The organism is Vibrio anguillarum (assembly GCF_003390515.1).
Taxonomy (GTDB): Bacteria; Pseudomonadota; Gammaproteobacteria; order Enterobacterales; family Vibrionaceae; genus Vibrio; species Vibrio anguillarum.
In genome coordinates this window covers 793,657-811,652 of sequence record NZ_CP031479.1, presented here as the reverse complement: position 1 = coordinate 811,652, position 17,996 = coordinate 793,657, and the positions used below count along the sequence as shown (strand labels likewise).

The window sequence follows — 17,996 nt, the reverse complement described above, 5'->3', positions numbered from 1 at the left end:
ATTTAAATACTCGTGTGTTTAATTGCCTTTACGTTTACCTTACTTCGTCATCATTAGTCAACGAAAATCTGCTATTTTTTATAGTCATTCCGAATTAATCAAATTAAAAAACACAACACAAATAAGATACTTATTGCACATTAAGTGCAACCATTTTACACATAAGCAAATAACAAAATGCTATATACATAACGCTGTCATCGTGTGAAATTTGTGCTTTAATTGTTGTTACCGCAGTGGACGCAGTAACTCAAAACAAGAATAAGGAGAGGCAGATGAAACTAAAAGTTGCACTATGTTTATTTCTGCTTGTTTCTTTATCTAGCATGGCCAATACCTTACCTGCACTTCCTTCTTCACAGAGCCAATCTCCACATCGCTTATTTCTTTCAAGCGAAAGTGATGGTCAACAATTTGATAGTTGGACTATTGATGGCGGTTATTCTTATAACCTTTTTGACAATTTAGATCTGTACATTGGAGCGAGGATAAATAATTCCGACTACGGATCCGAAAGTGGTTTTTTAAGTGGCCTTAGCTACCAGCTAACCCCAAAATTATCACTAAAAAGCACCTTACGGTCAGCCGCCAGTAATCCGAATGATACGAGCAGTGCCGATGCTATGGCGGCGGAGCTATCTAGCCGACTTCAACTGTCAGAAAACGTTGATTTACATGCCACCCTTGATTATCAAGAGTGGCAACAAGGCGTTCAATTTGGGGTGGGTTTCAGATTCTAGTGCCAGTCTAGCGCTTGAGTTGACGTTAAAACACCATTCCAATCGGCATAAACATAGTCACCCGGCTGAATCATCTGGTTGAGGATAGTCAGCGTCACATTAATTTCGCCTGCACCTCTCTTATCGGTCTTAAGTGGACAACTCGCTAACGCTTTCACGCCTAAATCCATTTGCGATAACGCAGCAACATCGCGTATCGCTCCATAAATGATGACCCCTTCCCAACCGTTTTCAATCGCCATGATCGCCAGTTGGTCACCCAATAAGGCTCTTTGACACGAACCGTTACCATCGACGACTAAAACTTTACCTTTACCATTTTGGCTTAATACGTCACGAACTTTAGAGTTATCGTGATAGCAACGCACGGTGACAATTTGCCCCCAAAAAGCACTCCTTAAACCAAAAGTTTGCAAAGGCAAATCCAATATATTGATTTGCGATTCAAATTTATCGCAAATATCTGGTGTGATATCTATCATCCTTCTTCCTTGATTATTGTTTATTATTTTCATCTGACACATTAGACGCGCTGTAAAACCACAGCTCAATGAACCATAATGCCAGATACTTTACTCACCTATTCATACAAACGATGCAAAGAAAAACCCGCTGAGAATGAGCATAACTTGGCGGCCAACTGCATTTAAAAGACTGAATATTCATATTGGTGACATCCATAATAGTGCGATATCCCCCGCTGTAAACGTTGATTTTTTACGCAATTCCCATTTTTTGACAAGTATCGAGTTAACAAGTTCTTTGCTGGTAAATTTCCATGTGAGGTAAAGCCCATTGCGCCTAATGCTACCATCCCCAGCGAAAATCCCCAAAAAACATGCTATTTGCATGGGTAATGTGGTGTAAATTTACAACTGCTTAAGACGATTAATATTTGTTACATTAGAACTCTTGATGTAAATCAACAAAGTGATTGGAATTAACATTCTGCCGTTGTTAGCATGCTGTTAACATTATAGAATCCGCCTTAAAGACTAGTAGAACACCGAGGGTATGGAGACCTCAATGCAAGATATGCCTAAGGACGGCGGGCAACTGAAGTAAGTGTTTTTTTCAAAACTTTAGTTTATTATCGGCAGCAGATTACCTGTATGTTGCAATTTTTTGCCTACAATTAATTCTATTAGCACAATTTTTTCACAAGTTTAGGTACCGCCAATGCAAACCCCGCAGATTCTTATCGTTGAAGATGAGCAAGTAACTCGTAACACTCTTAAGAGTATTTTTGAAGCAGAGGGATACGCTGTTTTTGAGGCCAGTAACGGTGAAGAGATGCACCATGTGCTGTCTGATAACCCCATTAACTTGGTCATTATGGACATCAATTTACCAGGTAAAAACGGCCTTCTGTTAGCTCGTGAGCTTCGTGAACAGGCTAATGTTGCACTGATGTTTTTGACTGGTCGTGATAATGAAGTTGATAAAATCCTCGGTTTAGAGATCGGGGCTGATGACTACATAACCAAACCATTTAACCCACGTGAACTGACGATTCGTGCTCGTAATCTTCTAGGTCGTTCAATGAATACCAATACGACTCAAGAAGAGAAACGCAGTGTGGAAAAATATGAGTTCAACGGTTGGGTATTGGATATCAATAGCCGTTCTTTAGTGAACCCGGATGGTGAAGGCTACAAGCTTCCTCGCTCAGAATTCCGCGCTTTACTGCACTTCTGTGAGAACCCAGGAAAAATCCAAACTCGCGCAGATTTGCTTAAAAAGATGACTGGCCGTGAATTGAAACCACACGACAGAACAGTAGATGTGACGATTCGTCGTATCCGTAAACACTTTGAATCAGTCTCAGGTACGCCAGAGATCATCGCCACAATTCATGGCGAAGGCTACCGCTTCTGTGGTGATCTAGAAGACTAAGCGTCTACCCCCAGATAGTTAGAAGCCCTTTAACCTCAGGTTAAAGGGCTTTTTTCATGGCTGACTACTGTGCGTGGAGCCGTTCTATAAATCTAATAGACTTTGTCGATGAAGACGCTCTTTTCGATAAGCCACTGCGCTGTTGTACCATCGCTCAATTGCAAAGCTACATTAACGGGCTTATCCACATTAAGCTGCATCGGCCATTCAAACACAACTTCCCATTGATCTTCACTTTGAGTCCGTAAATCTAACGATTCACTGCCCACCAGCCAATTTTTATCCCTTTGCTGGACCATCAACGCGTCAATCGTTAAATTGGCAGGTAATATTGCCGACGAATCCAATCTTAATGTCCCATGCACAAGAGGTATTTCGCTCTCATTAGCTGTAGGCATTTGATTGATCCAAAGGTTACTTTTCAACCCAATGGTGATATTTGATATCACGGCACTGCTGTCCTGCAGCCAATTCACTTGCGGTGAACTACAGCCAGATAGTAGTGCCATGACTAATGAAGCCAACCCGATTTTTTTCATACCATTACCTTTGAGTTAACCATTGTTTCAAGACTTGAATATCGTGTTGATACCCATTTTTAATTTCATCTATCCAGTCACCAATATTTTCCCACCAAGCAGGTAGCTCTGGCGACTGTGCCTTTTGTGCAACGTTTTGAATGTGTTTCAAACCAATTGAACCCGCAGCACCCTTGATTTTGTGTGCTTCTGAAACAATGCCTGCTTGATCTTTTGCTACCATATTGGAATCTAGCACTTCAACGTAACTGGGCATCATCTGCTCGAACATTTGGATACTTTCCAGCACAGGTTTCGGGCCAACAATATCGATATAAGACTCAAGCATTTCAAGATCGAGCAAATGCGTGTTCAACTCACTGTGTTCTTCTGAGGCAGCCTTAACCTTAGCGTCGGCAAGTTGAGTCGCCTCACTATGGGTGAATTTTGCAATCACCTCTTGAATCGCCAGTACTGACAATGGTTTACTGATCGCGTCATCCATCCCTTTCTCTAGATATTCAGCTTTATTTTTCAATACGTTGGCGGTCAATGCAACCAGTGGCGGAAGGTGATCATAAGTTTCTCGGTAAAACGCAGCGACATCAAACCCGGTCATGTCTGGCAGTTGAATGTCGAGGAAAACCAGATCGTACTCTTGCGGCACAAATTTTTGTTTGGCTTCTTCACCTGTCATAGCGACGGTAACCGTGTGTCCTAAACTTTCTAGCAAAGAACGAGCAACTGTAATATTGAGCTCAATATCTTCAACCATAAAAATGGCTAAACTTTTTTGAGGAACGGGTAACGTTGGTTTGAATTGGGCATCTTGTGCCAAAGGCACACGAATTGAAACGGTGAAGGTGCTACCAAAGCCTTCTTCACTGCTCACAGAAATATCACCATCCATTAAGTTGATTAACTGGCGAGATACCGCTAAGCCAATCCCCGTGCCAACAGCGTGCAAATTGTCCTTACCCGATTTAACTTGGTAATACATGGCGAAGATTTTATCGAGTTCAGCCTCTGGTATACCAATGCCTGTGTCTTCAACTTCCATGGTAATGTGCGCAAACTTATCCTCAATGTCAGCGCAGACCGTCATGACGACGCCACCTTCTTTGGTAAATTTCATCGCATTGCTTATCAGGTTCCACAATACCTGACGCAGGCGCGTAGCATCCACTTCAATCGCAACAGGTAAATCACTGAGCCGCTCGAGATCAAACCTAAGCCCTTTTTGCTCAGCCATCAACGCCGAGATGCTTTCAATTTCAGCAACAAATTCTTCAAAATTCAACGGTGCTGGCAGTAGCTCTAGTTTCCGGCGGTCAAACTTATCCATATCAATGATATCGTTGAAGATATTACCTAACGTAATGGCACTGACATTAATGGTCTGCATGTACTTACGCTGTTCTGGGGTCATGGGGCTATCGAGCAACATGCGGCTCAAACCAACGATACCGTTGAGTGGTGTGCGCAATTCGTGGCTGATGGTCGAAATAAAAGTGGTTTTATCCCGGCTCGCTTTTTCCAAAGACTCTTGATTGCGTTTACGTTCGGTAATGTCTCGCCCAAAGCCCACCAACCCTAAGTGGCGGCCATCTTTGCTATAAAAAGGGACTTTACGCAGTTCAAAATAGTTTTTGCGGCCATCAGGGTATTCAAGCCACTGCTCATAAGTGATGGCTTGATTGTCAGCAAACACTTTTTCGTCAGTTTCAACGATCTGTTGCGCGACTTCTTTGCTATAGACATCCCACGGAGTTAACCCAACCAACTGATGCTCACGCTTGCCCGTTAGCTCTTCCATCGCTCGGTTGCAGCCAGAAAAAACGCCGTTCGCATTACGGTAGTAAATCAGATCAGGAGAGGCATCGATAAAAGAGCGCAATAAGGCGGTTCTTTCTGCCAATTCAAGCTGCGTTTTTTCGCGTTGATAGACCTCATTTTCTAAATCGGCCATCGCCTCTTCACGCGCTTCCTCTGCCTTAATTCGCTCTTCAATTTCTTGGTTGAGTTTTTCGATATTTTGCTGAAGCTTATAATTGAGCTCTTGATCGCGTGAGCGCATGTCTTTGAGCTTAGAAACCAACTTCGAGAGGCGTTGACGTGACTCTTCTAACTGATCGACCACCACTGAAAGGAAATAAACTGCCCAAGGCGTGATCAATAAACCAAAAAAGACAGAACGAACGATGTCGATATCATCAACATAACCATTGAGCACCAACGTGATACCAACTTGCACCACCACTGCCAAGGCCACTAAAGCGAGCGCTAGAAGAATGGAGAAACGGAGAATGCCCAGTTTGACCAATAGGTCGACATAGTACTGGGCAAGGTTTTTCATGGGTTTCATTAAACACTTCCATGTAATAACAGTGCCACTAGTCTAACGCGTTTAACGTCGATTCGTCAGCCAAGTTAATCACAAGGATTTGCGAAATTGCTTGAATCTTTAGCTGTTTGGAAGCGTATAGACAAACGGTCGACTTAAGCGTGAGCCTTGCGCGCCACCTTGATTAAGTGCTCGGCCTATTTCGGTCATCGCAAGCCAACGATTTTCACACCACAGTGGCGCAAGCAGTGTCGGCCGCCGGGCGGCTGACGAGACTCGGTGATAAATGATCTCAGGCGGTGTCATTTGAATCAATTCACTCGCAATAGCAACATACTCTTCTAACGTTGGCGCTTGTAATTTTCCTGCTCGCCACGCTTTGGCCATCGTACTGCCTTCAACAATATGCAACCCATGTAACTTGATACCATCAGTGCCTACCGCTAAGACTTGCTTTAAGGTTTGAAGATTATCGGTACGCGTTTCTTTAGGTAGCCCCACAATGAGATGCGTGCATACTTTGATCCCCAAGGCTCGAGCGCGCTCAGTGATCAACGCATAACATTCAAAATCATGACCACGGTTGATCCGTTTGAGCGTTTGATTATTGGCGGTTTGCAAACCCAGTTCGAGCCAAATTTCAAAACCTTGTCGCACATAATCGGCCAATAAATCGAGCACAGCATCGGGTACACAATCAGGCCGAGTGCCAACGCATAACCCAACAATGTCAGCCGATTGAAGCGCTTGCTGATACATATTTTTCAACACCTGCACTTCCGCATAGGTACTGGTATAAGCTTGAAAATAGGCTAGATATTTTTTGGCACGTTTGATTTCACCAGCGCGTTCTGTCAATTGCTGCTCAATACTTTGGGCTTGTGTTTCTTCATCAGCAAAAGAAGCGACATTACAGAAGGTGCAACCACCTCGCCCAATCGTACCATCTCGGTTCGGACAGCTAAAACCACCATGCAGGGTCAGCTTGTGAACTTTTTCGCCATAACGGCGCTGCAGATCTTGGCCGATCGTGTTAACCAATTGATGTAATTGCATTGAAGAAATACCGCTTATAGATAGTAATGAATATCAGTTAGATTTATGTAACTAAATTACATCCCTGCAAAATAAATTCACAAAGAGTAGCCGTATCAAACACTCTCCAACCTAACAAAAATCAATAAACATTCATAAAAACAGCGTTATTTGCTTAATGTTGCACCAATGTTAAACAGTGCATGCATTTTTAACGAAAAAAATGGGCGACTAAAATGAGTTTTCGTTGGAATTCCTATAAACAAAATTGTAGGATACTTACATATCCGCCCTATTTTTTGTGATATTCCTTACATAAATAGTTGTGGAAAAATCGGTGATATTCGCACCCCTCCTATACAAACCACTAGCAAGTGGCATAAATAAATTGAATATCACTAAGGAATGTTTTTCTCGCCATATTTTTCCGGCGAGAGACGGAAAGGATTCGAACCCGCCAACACAGGCAGGTTTAGATTGATAACAATTAAAGGACAAGTCGCATCGCTAAGTATGCCTTAGCACACGTGCGTCTAAATTGAACTGGAAGGATGTATCTATGGTAGATAGAGAGCAGGATTCACGAGGTCTATATACTCCTGAATTGGAGCATGACGCTTGTGGTATCGGTTTTGTTGCCCACCTGAAAAACCGTAAGTCTCACCAAGTAGTGACTCAAGCTTTAGACATGCTTGCTCGTATGGAACACCGTGGTGGCCAAGGCTGTGACCCATGTTCTGGTGATGGCGCAGGTATCTTATTACAAAAACCCCATGAGTTTTTACTTGAAGAGACCGTTAAACTTGGCTTAAAACTGCCTTCGTTTGAAAAGTACGGCGTCGGCGTGGTGCTGTTTCCAAGAGATGAGCACAAACGCGCCCAGTGTCGTGATATTTTAGAACGCAACGCCAAGAGACTCGATTTAGAAGTACTGGGTTATCGCGTTTTGCCAACCGATAACTCCATGATTGGCGCAGACCCACTTAGCACTGAGCCTCAATTTGAGCACGTTTTCATCTCCGGTGGCCCAAGTACCACCCCCGCAGAATTAGAGCGTAAATTGTACGTTCTGCGTAATTACACCGTTCGAGTCTGCTTAGAAAGTGTGTCCAACATTGGTGATGATTTTTACATCAACTCCATGTCTTACAAAACCTTGGTGTATAAAGGTCAGCTCACCACAGAGCAAGTACCACAGTACTTCCTTGATCTACAAAATCCGACCATGGTGACCGCGCTGGCACTGGTGCATTCTCGTTTTTCGACCAATACATTCCCTAAATGGCGCTTAGCTCAGCCTTTCCGTTACATTGCTCACAACGGCGAAATCAACACAGTACGCGGCAATTTAAACTGGATGAAAGCGCGCGAAGCGATCCTCGAATCAGATTTGTTTACACAAGCTGAAATCGACATGCTGCTGCCAATTTGCCAAGAAGGCAGTTCAGATTCCGCCAACTTCGATATGGCATTAGAGTTACTGGTTCTGTCTGGCCGCAGCCTGCCACACGCCCTGATGATGATGATCCCTGAAGCGTGGCAAGAAAATAAAAATATGGATCCAACCCGCCGCGCATTTTACCAATACCATGCTAACGTCATGGAACCGTGGGATGGCCCAGCATCAGTATGTTTTACCGATGGTGTACAAGTTGGCGCAACACTGGACCGTAACGGCCTGCGCCCATCACGTTATACCGTGACTAAAGATGATTTTCTGATCATGGCTTCTGAATCTGGCGTCGTTGAAATTGCACCAGAGAACGTGGAATACCGTGGCCGTTTACAGCCCGGACGTATCTTTGTCGCTGATTTAGAGCAAGGACGCATCATTTCTGATGAGGAAGTGAAAGACAGCATTGCGAATGCGCAGCCCTACGCCAAATGGGTTGAAGAGAACCTCCTCAGCTTGAAAAAACTGCCTGAAGCGAGCAACCAGTACAGCCAACCTGCTCCTGAGCGTCTAATGTCACGCCAACAGTCGTTTGGCGTCAGCTCAGAAGAGGTGAATGAAATCATTCTTCCTTTGGCAAAAACCGGTTATGAACCGCTTTCGGCTATGGGTGCAGACTGGCCTCTAGCAGTGCTTTCGCATCAATCACAGCATCTCTCCAACTACTTTAAGCAACTGTTTGCTCAGGTCACCAACCCACCGATCGACCCGATCCGTGAAAGAATGGTGATGTCGCTCAATACTTACCTCGGTAAAGATCAGAACTTACTGACAGAGACCCCCCTGCACTGCTTAAAAGTCGAATTGGAATCTCCGGTTCTTTCCAACTCTGAGCTTGAGAAACTGCGCGCTATTGATAACGAACATCTGCAAGCGAAAACCTTAGATATCGTATTTCAAGCCAGTGAAGATCAAGGCAAATTGGAACGCGCGCTGAAACGCATTTGCCAATATGCAGAAGATGCGGTTATCGATGGTTACTCGATTATTTTATTGACCGACCGCGCGGTAAACTCAAACCATGCGGCAATCCCTGCAATGCTCGCTGTCGGTGCGGTTCATCACCACCTGATCCGTAAAGGCTTACGAGCTAAATGTGACATAGTGGTAGAAACCGGCGACGCGCGTGAAACACACCACTTTGCGACATTGATTGGCTATGGCGCAAATGCGGTTAACCCGTATTTAGTCATTGAAACCATTATCGATTTACAACGAGTTAAAAAACTCGACCCGACCATTGCAGCGAAAGATCTGTTTGACAATTACCGCAAAGGCATCAACGGCGGGCTACTGAAGATCTTCTCCAAAATGGGCATTTCCACACTGCAGTCTTACCACGGTGCGCAAATTTTTGAAGCGTTGGGCATCAGCAAATCAGTGGTAGATAAGTACTTTACTGGCACTGTATCGCGCATCCAAGGTTTGACCATTGATGACATCGCAAAAGAGGTGTTAGTTCGCCATCGCGTGGGCTACCCGACTCGCGAAGTTCCAGTGCAAGTGTTGGATGTGGGCGGCGTTTATCAGTGGAAACAGCGTGGCGAAAAACACCTGTTTAACCCAGAGACGATTTCGTTGCTGCAACAATCAACACGCAACAAAGATTATGTGCAGTTCAAGCAATACGCGAAAGCGGTAGATGACCAAGGCGACAACGCTGCCACGCTGCGTAGCCAGCTTGATTTTGTTAAAAATCCAGCCGGTTCGATTCCCATTGAGGAAGTGGAACCGATTGAACGTATTTTAAAACGCTTCGCAACCGGTGCCATGTCGTTTGGTTCAATCTCCTACGAAGCGCACTCAACGTTAGCCGTGGCGATGAACCGTATTGGCGCGAAATCCAACTCGGGTGAAGGCGGTGAAGATCCAGCACGCTTTGAACGCAAAGAAAATGGCGATTGGGAACGCTCTGCAATTAAACAGGTCGCTTCTGGTCGTTTTGGCGTGACCTCCTACTACCTCACCAATGCCGATGAACTACAGATCAAAATGGCTCAAGGCGCGAAACCAGGTGAAGGTGGGCAACTGCCGGGTGATAAAGTCGATGATTGGATCGGTGCGACACGCCACTCGACTCCGGGAGTCGGTCTTATTTCACCACCACCACATCACGATATCTATTCGATCGAAGATTTGGCGCAGCTGATCTTTGATTTGAAAAACGCGAACCGTACCGGCCGCGTCAACGTGAAATTAGTTTCCGAAGCCGGGGTCGGTACTATCGCCTCCGGTGTGGCTAAAGCCAAAGCGGATGTGGTGTTAATTGCTGGCTATGATGGCGGCACGGGTGCATCACCGATGTCTTCGATTCGTCACACAGGCTTACCTTGGGAGCTCGGCCTTGCTGAAACGCACCAAACCTTGCTTAAAAATGGCCTGCGTAATCGCATTGTGGTGCAAAGTGACGGTCAGATGAAAACACCACGTGACCTTGCAATGGCGACATTGTTAGGCGCGGAAGAGTGGGGAATTGCCACCGCTGCGCTAGTGGTTGAAGGGTGTATCATGATGCGTAAGTGTCATAAAAACACCTGCCCAGTAGGGATTGCGACACAAAACAAAACCTTGCGTGAGCGCTTTGATGGCCGCGTAGACGATGTCGTCACCTTCTTCCAATACATGGCGCAAGGCTTACGTGAAATCATGGCTGAACTGGGTTTCCGTACTATCGATGAAATGGTTGGCCAATCGCATAAACTGAAAGTGCGTGACAACATCAACCACTGGAAATACAAAAACCTCGATTTGTCACCAGTGTTGTACATTCAAGAGCCTCGTGCAGAAGATGGTGTTTATTGCCAAACCAAACAAAATCATCATCTAGAAAACGTGCTCGATCGTCAGCTAATTCAAGTAGCCAACCCCGCGCTTGAGAAAGGCGAAGCGGTTAACGCAGTCTTCCCTATCGTCAACACTGACCGTAGCACGGGTACTATGCTGTCGAACGAAATATCGAAGGTATACAAAGACCAAGGTCTACCTCAGCCAATGAAAGTTAAATTCAACGGCTCCGCAGGACAATCATTCGGGGCATTCCTTGCTAAAGGTGTAACGTTTGAAGTGGAAGGTGATGCCAACGATTATTGGGGCAAAGGTTTATCTGGCGGTACGTTAGTGCTCTACCCTGACACGCGCTCAACCATCATTGCGCAAGATAACATCGTGGTGGGTAACGTCTGTTTCTATGGCGCAACTTCTGGTGAATCCTATATTCGCGGCCTTGCTGGAGAACGTTTCTGCGTGCGTAACTCAGGAGCTAAAGTGGTCGTAGAAGGTATCGGCGATCACGGCTGTGAATACATGACAGGTGGCGTCGCAGTGATCCTCGGTTCGACAGGACGTAACTTTGCGGCTGGTATGAGCGGCGGTGTAGCCTACGTGTGGAATCGACATGGAGACTTCGAAACTAAGCTTAACGCTGAATTGGTTGATCTCGACCCACTGCAACAAGAAGATACCGATCTGCTACGTGAGATGCTCAACAAGCATGTTCAGTTCACAGGAAGTGAAGTGGCTCAGTTATTCCTTGATAATTTTGAAGCAAACCTCACCCAAATGGTGAAAGTGATGCCGCGTGACTACAAAGCGGTTCTTCAAAAACGCAAGGCTGCAGCTGCGCAAGTACAAACGGAAGAAGTGGAGGCCGTATAAATGGGTAAACCTACTGGATTTTTAGAACATGGCCGCGAGCTGCCAAAAAAGCTCGATCCAACGGTTCGCATTCAAAACAACCAAGAGTTTGTCCTCAACGAAGAGTTTGGTAGCAAAATTAATACTCAAGCTTCTCGTTGCATGGACTGCGGAGTACCGTTTTGCCATAACGGTTGCCCTATCGGTAACATTATTCCTGAATTTAACGATGCCGTTTATCGTGATAGTTGGGAAGAAGCTTGGAAGATCTTAAGCTCAACCAATAACTTCCCCGAGTTTACTGGTCGCGTGTGCCCTGCTCCTTGTGAAAGTTCGTGCGTACTCGGGATCAACCAAGATCCCATCACCATCTGTAATATCGAAAAAACCATCGTGGAAACGGCTTATCGCGAAGGCTATGCCAAAGCGAAAAAGCCGCGTTCTCGTACTGGAAAAACCATCGCCATCATTGGCTCTGGCCCAGCAGGCTTGGCCGCAGCTGAGCAGCTGAACAGCGCGGGTCACTCAGTTACTGTGTTTGAACGTGATGAAAAAGTCGGCGGCCTGCTGCGTTTTGGCATTCCGGATTTCAAACTGGGTATGGACGTTATTGATCGCAAAATCAATTTGATGGCAGAAGCGGGCGTCAAGTTTGAAGTAAACGCACATATCGGTGTTGATATTAACGCACAGCAACTGCGCCAAGAGTTTGATGTCATCTTGCTTACTGGTGGCTCTACCGTGCCTCGTAACCTGCCGATTCCGGGGCGCGAGTTAAAAGGGGTTCATTTTGCGATGGAGTTTCTGGCACAAAATAACCGCCGCGCGAATAACATGGATCTTAAAACTGATGAGATCCACGCTAAGGGCAAACATGTGGTAGTAATTGGTGGTGGTGATACTGGTTCTGACTGTGTTGGAACCTCAAACCGACACGGCGCCGCAAGCATAACGCAAGTTGAAATCATGCCGATCCCGGCCAATAAACGCCCAGCCAACATGCCTTGGCCGCAATATCCAATGATTTTGCGCACCTCAACCTCCCACGAAGAGGGCTGCGAACGTCATTGGAATATTCTAACCAAAGAGTTCCTCGGCAACGAGCAAGGTCAAGTCACGGGGCTACGTGTTGCTGATATCGTTTGGCAAGATGCAAAACCGGGTGAGCGCCCGAACTTTGATGAAGTCGCGGGCAGTGAACGTATTATTGCGTGTGATATGGCTTTCCTTGCTATGGGCTTTTTACATCCAGAACCACATGGTGTACTTGCTCAGCTTGATATCAAGTTAGATGAGCGTGGCAATGTGGCAACACAAGGTTTTGCGACCAACCAAAAAGGTGTTTTCGCTGCAGGTGATATGCGCACAGGACAATCGTTAGTCGTACGTTGTATCAATGAAGGGCGCGAGTGCGCACGCGAGATCGACGCTTACTTGATGGGCAACACCAACTTAGAAGCGAAAGCCGACTCATTGATGCTTTCAGCCTAGTGCCTCGCGCTCTTTTCGCTGGTTCAAGGTGATCCAGAGCGCTAAGCAGCGATGATTCCTTCCAACGTTCTACTTTTTGGCCAGCATTTAATGCTGGCCTTTTTTATGGCTAATTCTTATTCCATGAGATTACCCACGTTAACAAACTGTAACAACAAAAATTCTATCTCATTGAATATATTATATTAATCTAGATGATTAGGTGGTAAATCCCATTGCAACATGATTTTTCACCAACAACTTGACCTTTTGCACCATAAGCTATAGGTTGTGAAGTCAGTGAAAATTAAAATAATCATTTTTGTTAAAATTTAAATTGAGAATGAACGCATAATTACCCACTTAAAACAACAAAAATAGAATAGTTAGTCATTTACTGTCTGGATGACAGAGAAGCAAAGGGAGAATTGCAATGGCTCTATATGATCCAAGTTTAGAGAAAGACAACTGTGGATTTGGTTTGATCGCCCACATGGAAGGCCAAACCAGCCATAAATTAGTCAGAACCGCGATTTCAGCATTAGATCGCATGACCCACCGTGGCGGCATCGCAGCCGATGGTAAAACCGGTGATGGCTGTGGTCTATTACTACAAAAACCAGATAGTTACCTACGACTCATCGCTGAAGAAAAAGGCTGGAAGCTCGCCAAACAGTATGCGATTGGTATGATTTTCTTCAGTCAAGATCCGGTCAAAGCGCAATCAGCGCGCGATATTATCAACAAAGAACTGGCGCAAGAAACACTCACAGTGACAGGTTGGCGAACCGTACCAACGAACCAAGCTGTACTTGGCCCTATTGCTGCCGAATCCGTGCCTGATATTCAACAAGTCTTTATTAGTGCTCCCGCTGGTTGGCGTGAACGAGACATTGAACGACGCCTTTACATTGCTCGCCGTCGCATTGAAAAACAGATCACCGAAGATCGTGATTTCTATATTTGCTCACTATCGACTCAAGTCATTGTTTACAAAGGCTTGTGCATGCCTGCTGACCTACCGCGCTTTTATCTTGACCTAGCTGATCTACGGATGGAATCAGCCATTTGCTTGTTCCACCAGCGCTTTTCAACCAATACTCAGCCACGTTGGCCACTAGCACAGCCGTTCCGCTACTTAGCGCACAATGGTGAAATCAATACTATCGAAGGGAACCGTCAATGGGCGCGAGCACGGGCTTACAAATTTGCCTCTCCCCTACTACCGGATCTGCAAACCGCCGCGCCATTTGTCAATGAAACAGGTTCCGATTCATCAAGCTTAGACAACATGCTCGATCTGTTTTTAGCGGGGGGAATGGATATTTTCCGTGCCATGCGTATGTTAGTGCCGCCGGCGTGGCAAAATCACCCTGATATGGACCCAGACCTTCGTGCCTTTTACGACTTTAACTCAAAACACATGGAGCCATGGGATGGCCCAGCTGGCATTGTGTTATCGGATGGCCGTTATGCTGCTTGTAACCTTGATCGCAATGGCCTTCGCCCTGCGCGTTATGTGATCACCAAAGATAAACTCATCACCCTCGCCTCTGAAGTCGGAATTTGGGATTACGCGCCCGATGAAGTGGCTGAAAAAGGCCGCGTTGGGCCCGGTGAACTGCTGGTGATCGACACCCGTCATGGGAAATTGTGGCAATCTAGTGAAATTGATAACGATCTCAAAAGCCGCCACCCTTATGGCGAGTGGATGAAAAATAACGTCCACCGATTAACGCCATTTTCTGAACTCAGTGACGACTTGGTGGGCGAGCGCAGCTTTGACAATGACGAGCTGAAAACCTATCAAAAACAGTTTGCAATGAGCAACGAAGAGATTGATCAAGTACTGCGCGTACTGGGAGATGTAGGCCAAGAAGCGGTGGGATCAATGGGTGATGATACGCCGATGGCGGTGCTCTCTTCGAAAGAGCGCTTGGTTACCGATTATTTCCGCCAAAAATTTGCCCAAGTTACGAACCCGCCTATCGATCCACTGCGTGAAAAGCACGTGATGTCACTAGCCACCAGCATCGGCCAAGAGATGAACGTGTTCTGTGAAACCGATGGTCACGCTTATCGTGTTACCTTTGATTCACCTATCTTGCTCTATTCCGACATGCAACAGCTATTGGAGCTCAGCGACAAACACTATCGCAATACCATTTTAGACATCAATTACGATCCACAGCATAAGGATCTCAAGCAAGCTTTGCTCGAACTTTGCCAACAAGCAGAGGAGGCCGTACGCCAAGGATCGGTATTGATCGTATTGTCTGACCGCGCTTTGCATAAGGATAAACTGCCGATCCCAGCGGCAATGGCAGTGGGCGCAGTACACACTCGCTTAGTCGAAGCCAATTTACGCTGCGATGCAAACATCATTATCGAAACCGCCACCGCACGTGACCCTCATCAATTTGCAGTCTTAATCGGCTTTGGCGCAACCGCCGTCTACCCTTACTTGGCCTACGAAACGCTCGGCAAAATGATTGATGATGGCACGTTGGAAAAAAGCTATCGCGAGGTGATGCAAAACTACCGTTACGGTATCGACAAAGGTTTATTGAAAATCATGTCGAAAATGGGTATTTCAACCGTCGCTTCTTATCGCTGCTCGCAGCTGTTTGAAGCGGTTGGCCTACATAGCGACGTAGTTCAGTTGTGTTTTAAAGGCGTCACCACGCGCATTCAAGGTGCTAACTTCGAAGACTTCCAACAAGATCTATTTAATTTAGCGCGCAAAGCGTGGACCAAACGTAAAACGCTCGAACAAGGTGGCTTATTAAAATACGTGCATGGTGGTGAATACCATGCCTATAACCCAGATGTGGTTGGTACCTTACAAGCCGCAGTTAAATCAGGTGAAAGTGCCGATTACCAAAGCTTTGCCCAGCAGGTCAACGCACGCCCCGTCGCGATGTTGCGCGATTTGCTGCGCTTAAAAAAATCAGCGACACCGCTAGCACTGGAAAAAATTGAACCCAGTACGGAGCTATTTAAACGTTTTGATTCTGCGGCGATGTCGATTGGCGCCTTAAGCCCAGAAGCTCATGAAGCGTTAGCGACCGCAATGAACCGCTTAGGTGGCTACTCCAACTCTGGTGAAGGTGGAGAAGATCCACGCCGTTTTGGCACTGAACGTAACTCCCGTATTAAGCAGGTCGCATCAGGGCGTTTTGGCGTGACTCCGCATTACCTCACCAATGCTGACGTACTGCAAATTAAAGTGGCGCAAGGAGCAAAGCCGGGTGAAGGTGGCCAACTTCCCGGCCATAAAGTGACCGCGGAAATTGCCAAGTTGCGCTATTCAGTGCAAGGCGTGACCTTAATTTCACCACCGCCGCACCACGATATTTATTCGATTGAAGATTTAGCCCAGCTGATTTTCGATCTCAAACAAGTTAACCCAAAAGCTTTGGTTTCGGTCAAATTAGTTTCAGAGCCGGGCGTTGGCACCATTGCCACTGGCGTTGCCAAAGCCTACGCCGATCTTATCACTATTTCTGGTTATGACGGCGGTACAGCGGCTAGCCCACTCACCTCGGTAAAATACGCTGGTAGCCCTTGGGAACTCGGCCTTGCTGAAACCCAACAAGCGTTAGTCGCAAACGGCCTGCGCCACAAAATTCGACTTCAAGTTGACGGTGGTCTAAAAACAGGACTGGACGTGATTAAAGGCGCGATTTTAGGTGCCGAAAGCTTCGGTTTTGGCACAGCTCCTATGGTCGCGATGGGCTGTAAATTCTTACGGATTTGCCACCTTAATAACTGTGCGACAGGCGTAGCAACGCAAGATGAAACGCTGCGTAAAGAGTATTTCAAAGGCTTACCTGAGATGGTGATGAACTATTTCATCGGTCTTGCCGACGAAGTCCGTGGTTACTTGGCGCAGTTGGGCGTTGAAAAGCTCACCGATCTGATTGGCCGCACCGATTTACTAGAAGTACTTGAAGGGATGACCGCTAAGCAAAGCAAATTGGACTTATCCGGTTTATTGGAAGCGCCAGTATCCGCTCAGGGTCATCCGCTTTACTGGACTCAACCCAATACACCGTTTGATAAAGGACAACTTAACCAACAATTTGTCGATGACGCTTTAGCGGCAGTTGAAGCACAACAATCGATCAGCTTGTATTATAACGTACAGAATACTGACCGCTCGCTCGGTGCTCGCCTATCTGGTGAAATAGCCAAACGTTATGGTAACCAAGGCGTAGCCGCCTCGCCGATTAAAATTTATCTCGATGGCACAGCAGGTCAGTCATTTGGTGTATGGAACGCGGGTGGTGTTGAGCTTTACCTTACTGGCGATGCCAATGACTATGTTGGTAAAGGGATGGCAGGCGGGAAGCTGGTCATCAAACCCCACCTTGGTACCGCTTTTAACTGCAACGACGCTACGATCATCGGCAACACCTGTTTATATGGCGCAACGGGCGGCAAGCTGTTTGCGGCTGGCAAAGCGGGAGAGCGTTTTGGTGTGCGTAACTCTGGCACTATCACGGTTATCGAAGGCGCTGGTGATAACGCTTGCGAATACATGACAGGCGGAATCGTCGCCATTTTGGGTGCAACAGGCGTTAACTTTGGCGCGGGTATGACGGGCGGCTTTGCTTACGTGATGGATGAAAACGGTGATTTCCAAGGTCGAGTCAATAGTGAATCAGTAGAGGCTATTTCATTGCAAGATCTCTACATTCACCAAGAACATTTACGTGGTTTAATTGCCGAGCATTTGGAAGAGACGGGGTCGGTGCATGCTGAACAGATCTTAGCGAACTTTGATGAATGGATTCCAAAGTTCTATCTCATCAAACCCCAGGCGGCGGATCTGCAAACCCTACTCGGCCATCAAAGCCGCAGTGCCGCCGAACTTCGCGTTCAAGCGCAATAATTGGAAGGAG

The 17,996-nt window shown here is 46.2% G+C and carries 9 protein-coding genes; 5 read left to right on the top strand and 4 right to left on the bottom strand.

The genetic code is table 11. The annotated features are described in order from the left end of the window. The first annotated feature begins 236 nt into the window (after positions 1-236). A complete protein-coding gene (locus tag DD616_RS07755; RefSeq protein ID WP_017043071.1) occupies positions 237-740 on the top strand; it encodes a hypothetical protein in 504 nt (167 codons plus the stop codon). On the opposite strand, the gene DD616_RS07750 is transcribed toward DD616_RS07755, so the two are convergent. After that, on the bottom strand, positions 737-1,222 hold the full coding sequence (locus tag DD616_RS07750) for a putative 4-hydroxy-4-methyl-2-oxoglutarate aldolase (RefSeq protein ID WP_010318275.1): 486 nt from the start codon (positions 1,220-1,222) through the stop codon (positions 737-739). The genes DD616_RS07755 and DD616_RS07750 overlap by 4 nt on opposite strands. Positions 1,223-1,919: 697 nt before the next feature. Between DD616_RS07750 and arcA the strand changes: the two genes are divergently transcribed. Next, positions 1,920-2,636: a two-component system response regulator ArcA gene (gene arcA / locus DD616_RS07745; protein ID WP_013856108.1), complete on the top strand. Its 717-nt coding sequence runs from the start codon at positions 1,920-1,922 to the stop codon at positions 2,634-2,636. Between the two features lie 92 nt (positions 2,637-2,728). Here the strand turns inward: arcA and DD616_RS07740 are convergent, their stop codons facing one another. From DD616_RS07740 to mnmL, 3 genes are all read right to left on the bottom strand, one after another. Beyond that, positions 2,729-3,175, bottom strand: coding sequence for a hypothetical protein (locus DD616_RS07740; protein ID WP_013856107.1), 447 nt, complete (start codon positions 3,173-3,175; stop codon positions 2,729-2,731). 4 nt (positions 3,176-3,179) lie between these two features. After that, on the bottom strand, positions 3,180-5,519 hold the full coding sequence (arcB, locus tag DD616_RS07735; protein WP_199871270.1) for an aerobic respiration two-component sensor histidine kinase ArcB: 2,340 nt from the start codon (positions 5,517-5,519) through the stop codon (positions 3,180-3,182). A 99-nt stretch (positions 5,520-5,618) separates the two neighbouring features. Beyond that, positions 5,619-6,554 (bottom strand): tRNA modification radical SAM protein MnmL/YtqA, encoded by a 936-nt coding sequence (gene mnmL / locus DD616_RS07730; protein WP_094129850.1) that lies wholly within the window; start codon positions 6,552-6,554, stop codon positions 5,619-5,621. 538 nt (positions 6,555-7,092) lie between these two features. On the opposite strand from mnmL, the gene gltB (DD616_RS07725) reads away from it, so the two are divergent. The 3 genes from gltB (DD616_RS07725) to gltB (DD616_RS07715) all read left to right on the top strand — a co-directional run bounded on the left by gltB (DD616_RS07725) (position 7,093) and on the right by gltB (DD616_RS07715) (position 17,986). Then, on the top strand, positions 7,093-11,640 hold the full coding sequence (gene gltB, locus DD616_RS07725; RefSeq protein ID WP_029189889.1) for a glutamate synthase large subunit: 4,548 nt from the start codon (positions 7,093-7,095) through the stop codon (positions 11,638-11,640). Further along, entirely contained in the window at positions 11,641-13,110 is a 1,470-nt protein-coding gene (locus tag DD616_RS07720; RefSeq protein ID WP_013856103.1) for a glutamate synthase subunit beta, read from the top strand. 412 nt (positions 13,111-13,522) lie between these two features. Next, positions 13,523-17,986, top strand: coding sequence for a glutamate synthase large subunit (gltB, locus tag DD616_RS07715; RefSeq protein WP_094148031.1), 4,464 nt, complete (start codon positions 13,523-13,525; stop codon positions 17,984-17,986). Positions 17,987-17,996 lie beyond the last annotated feature (10 nt).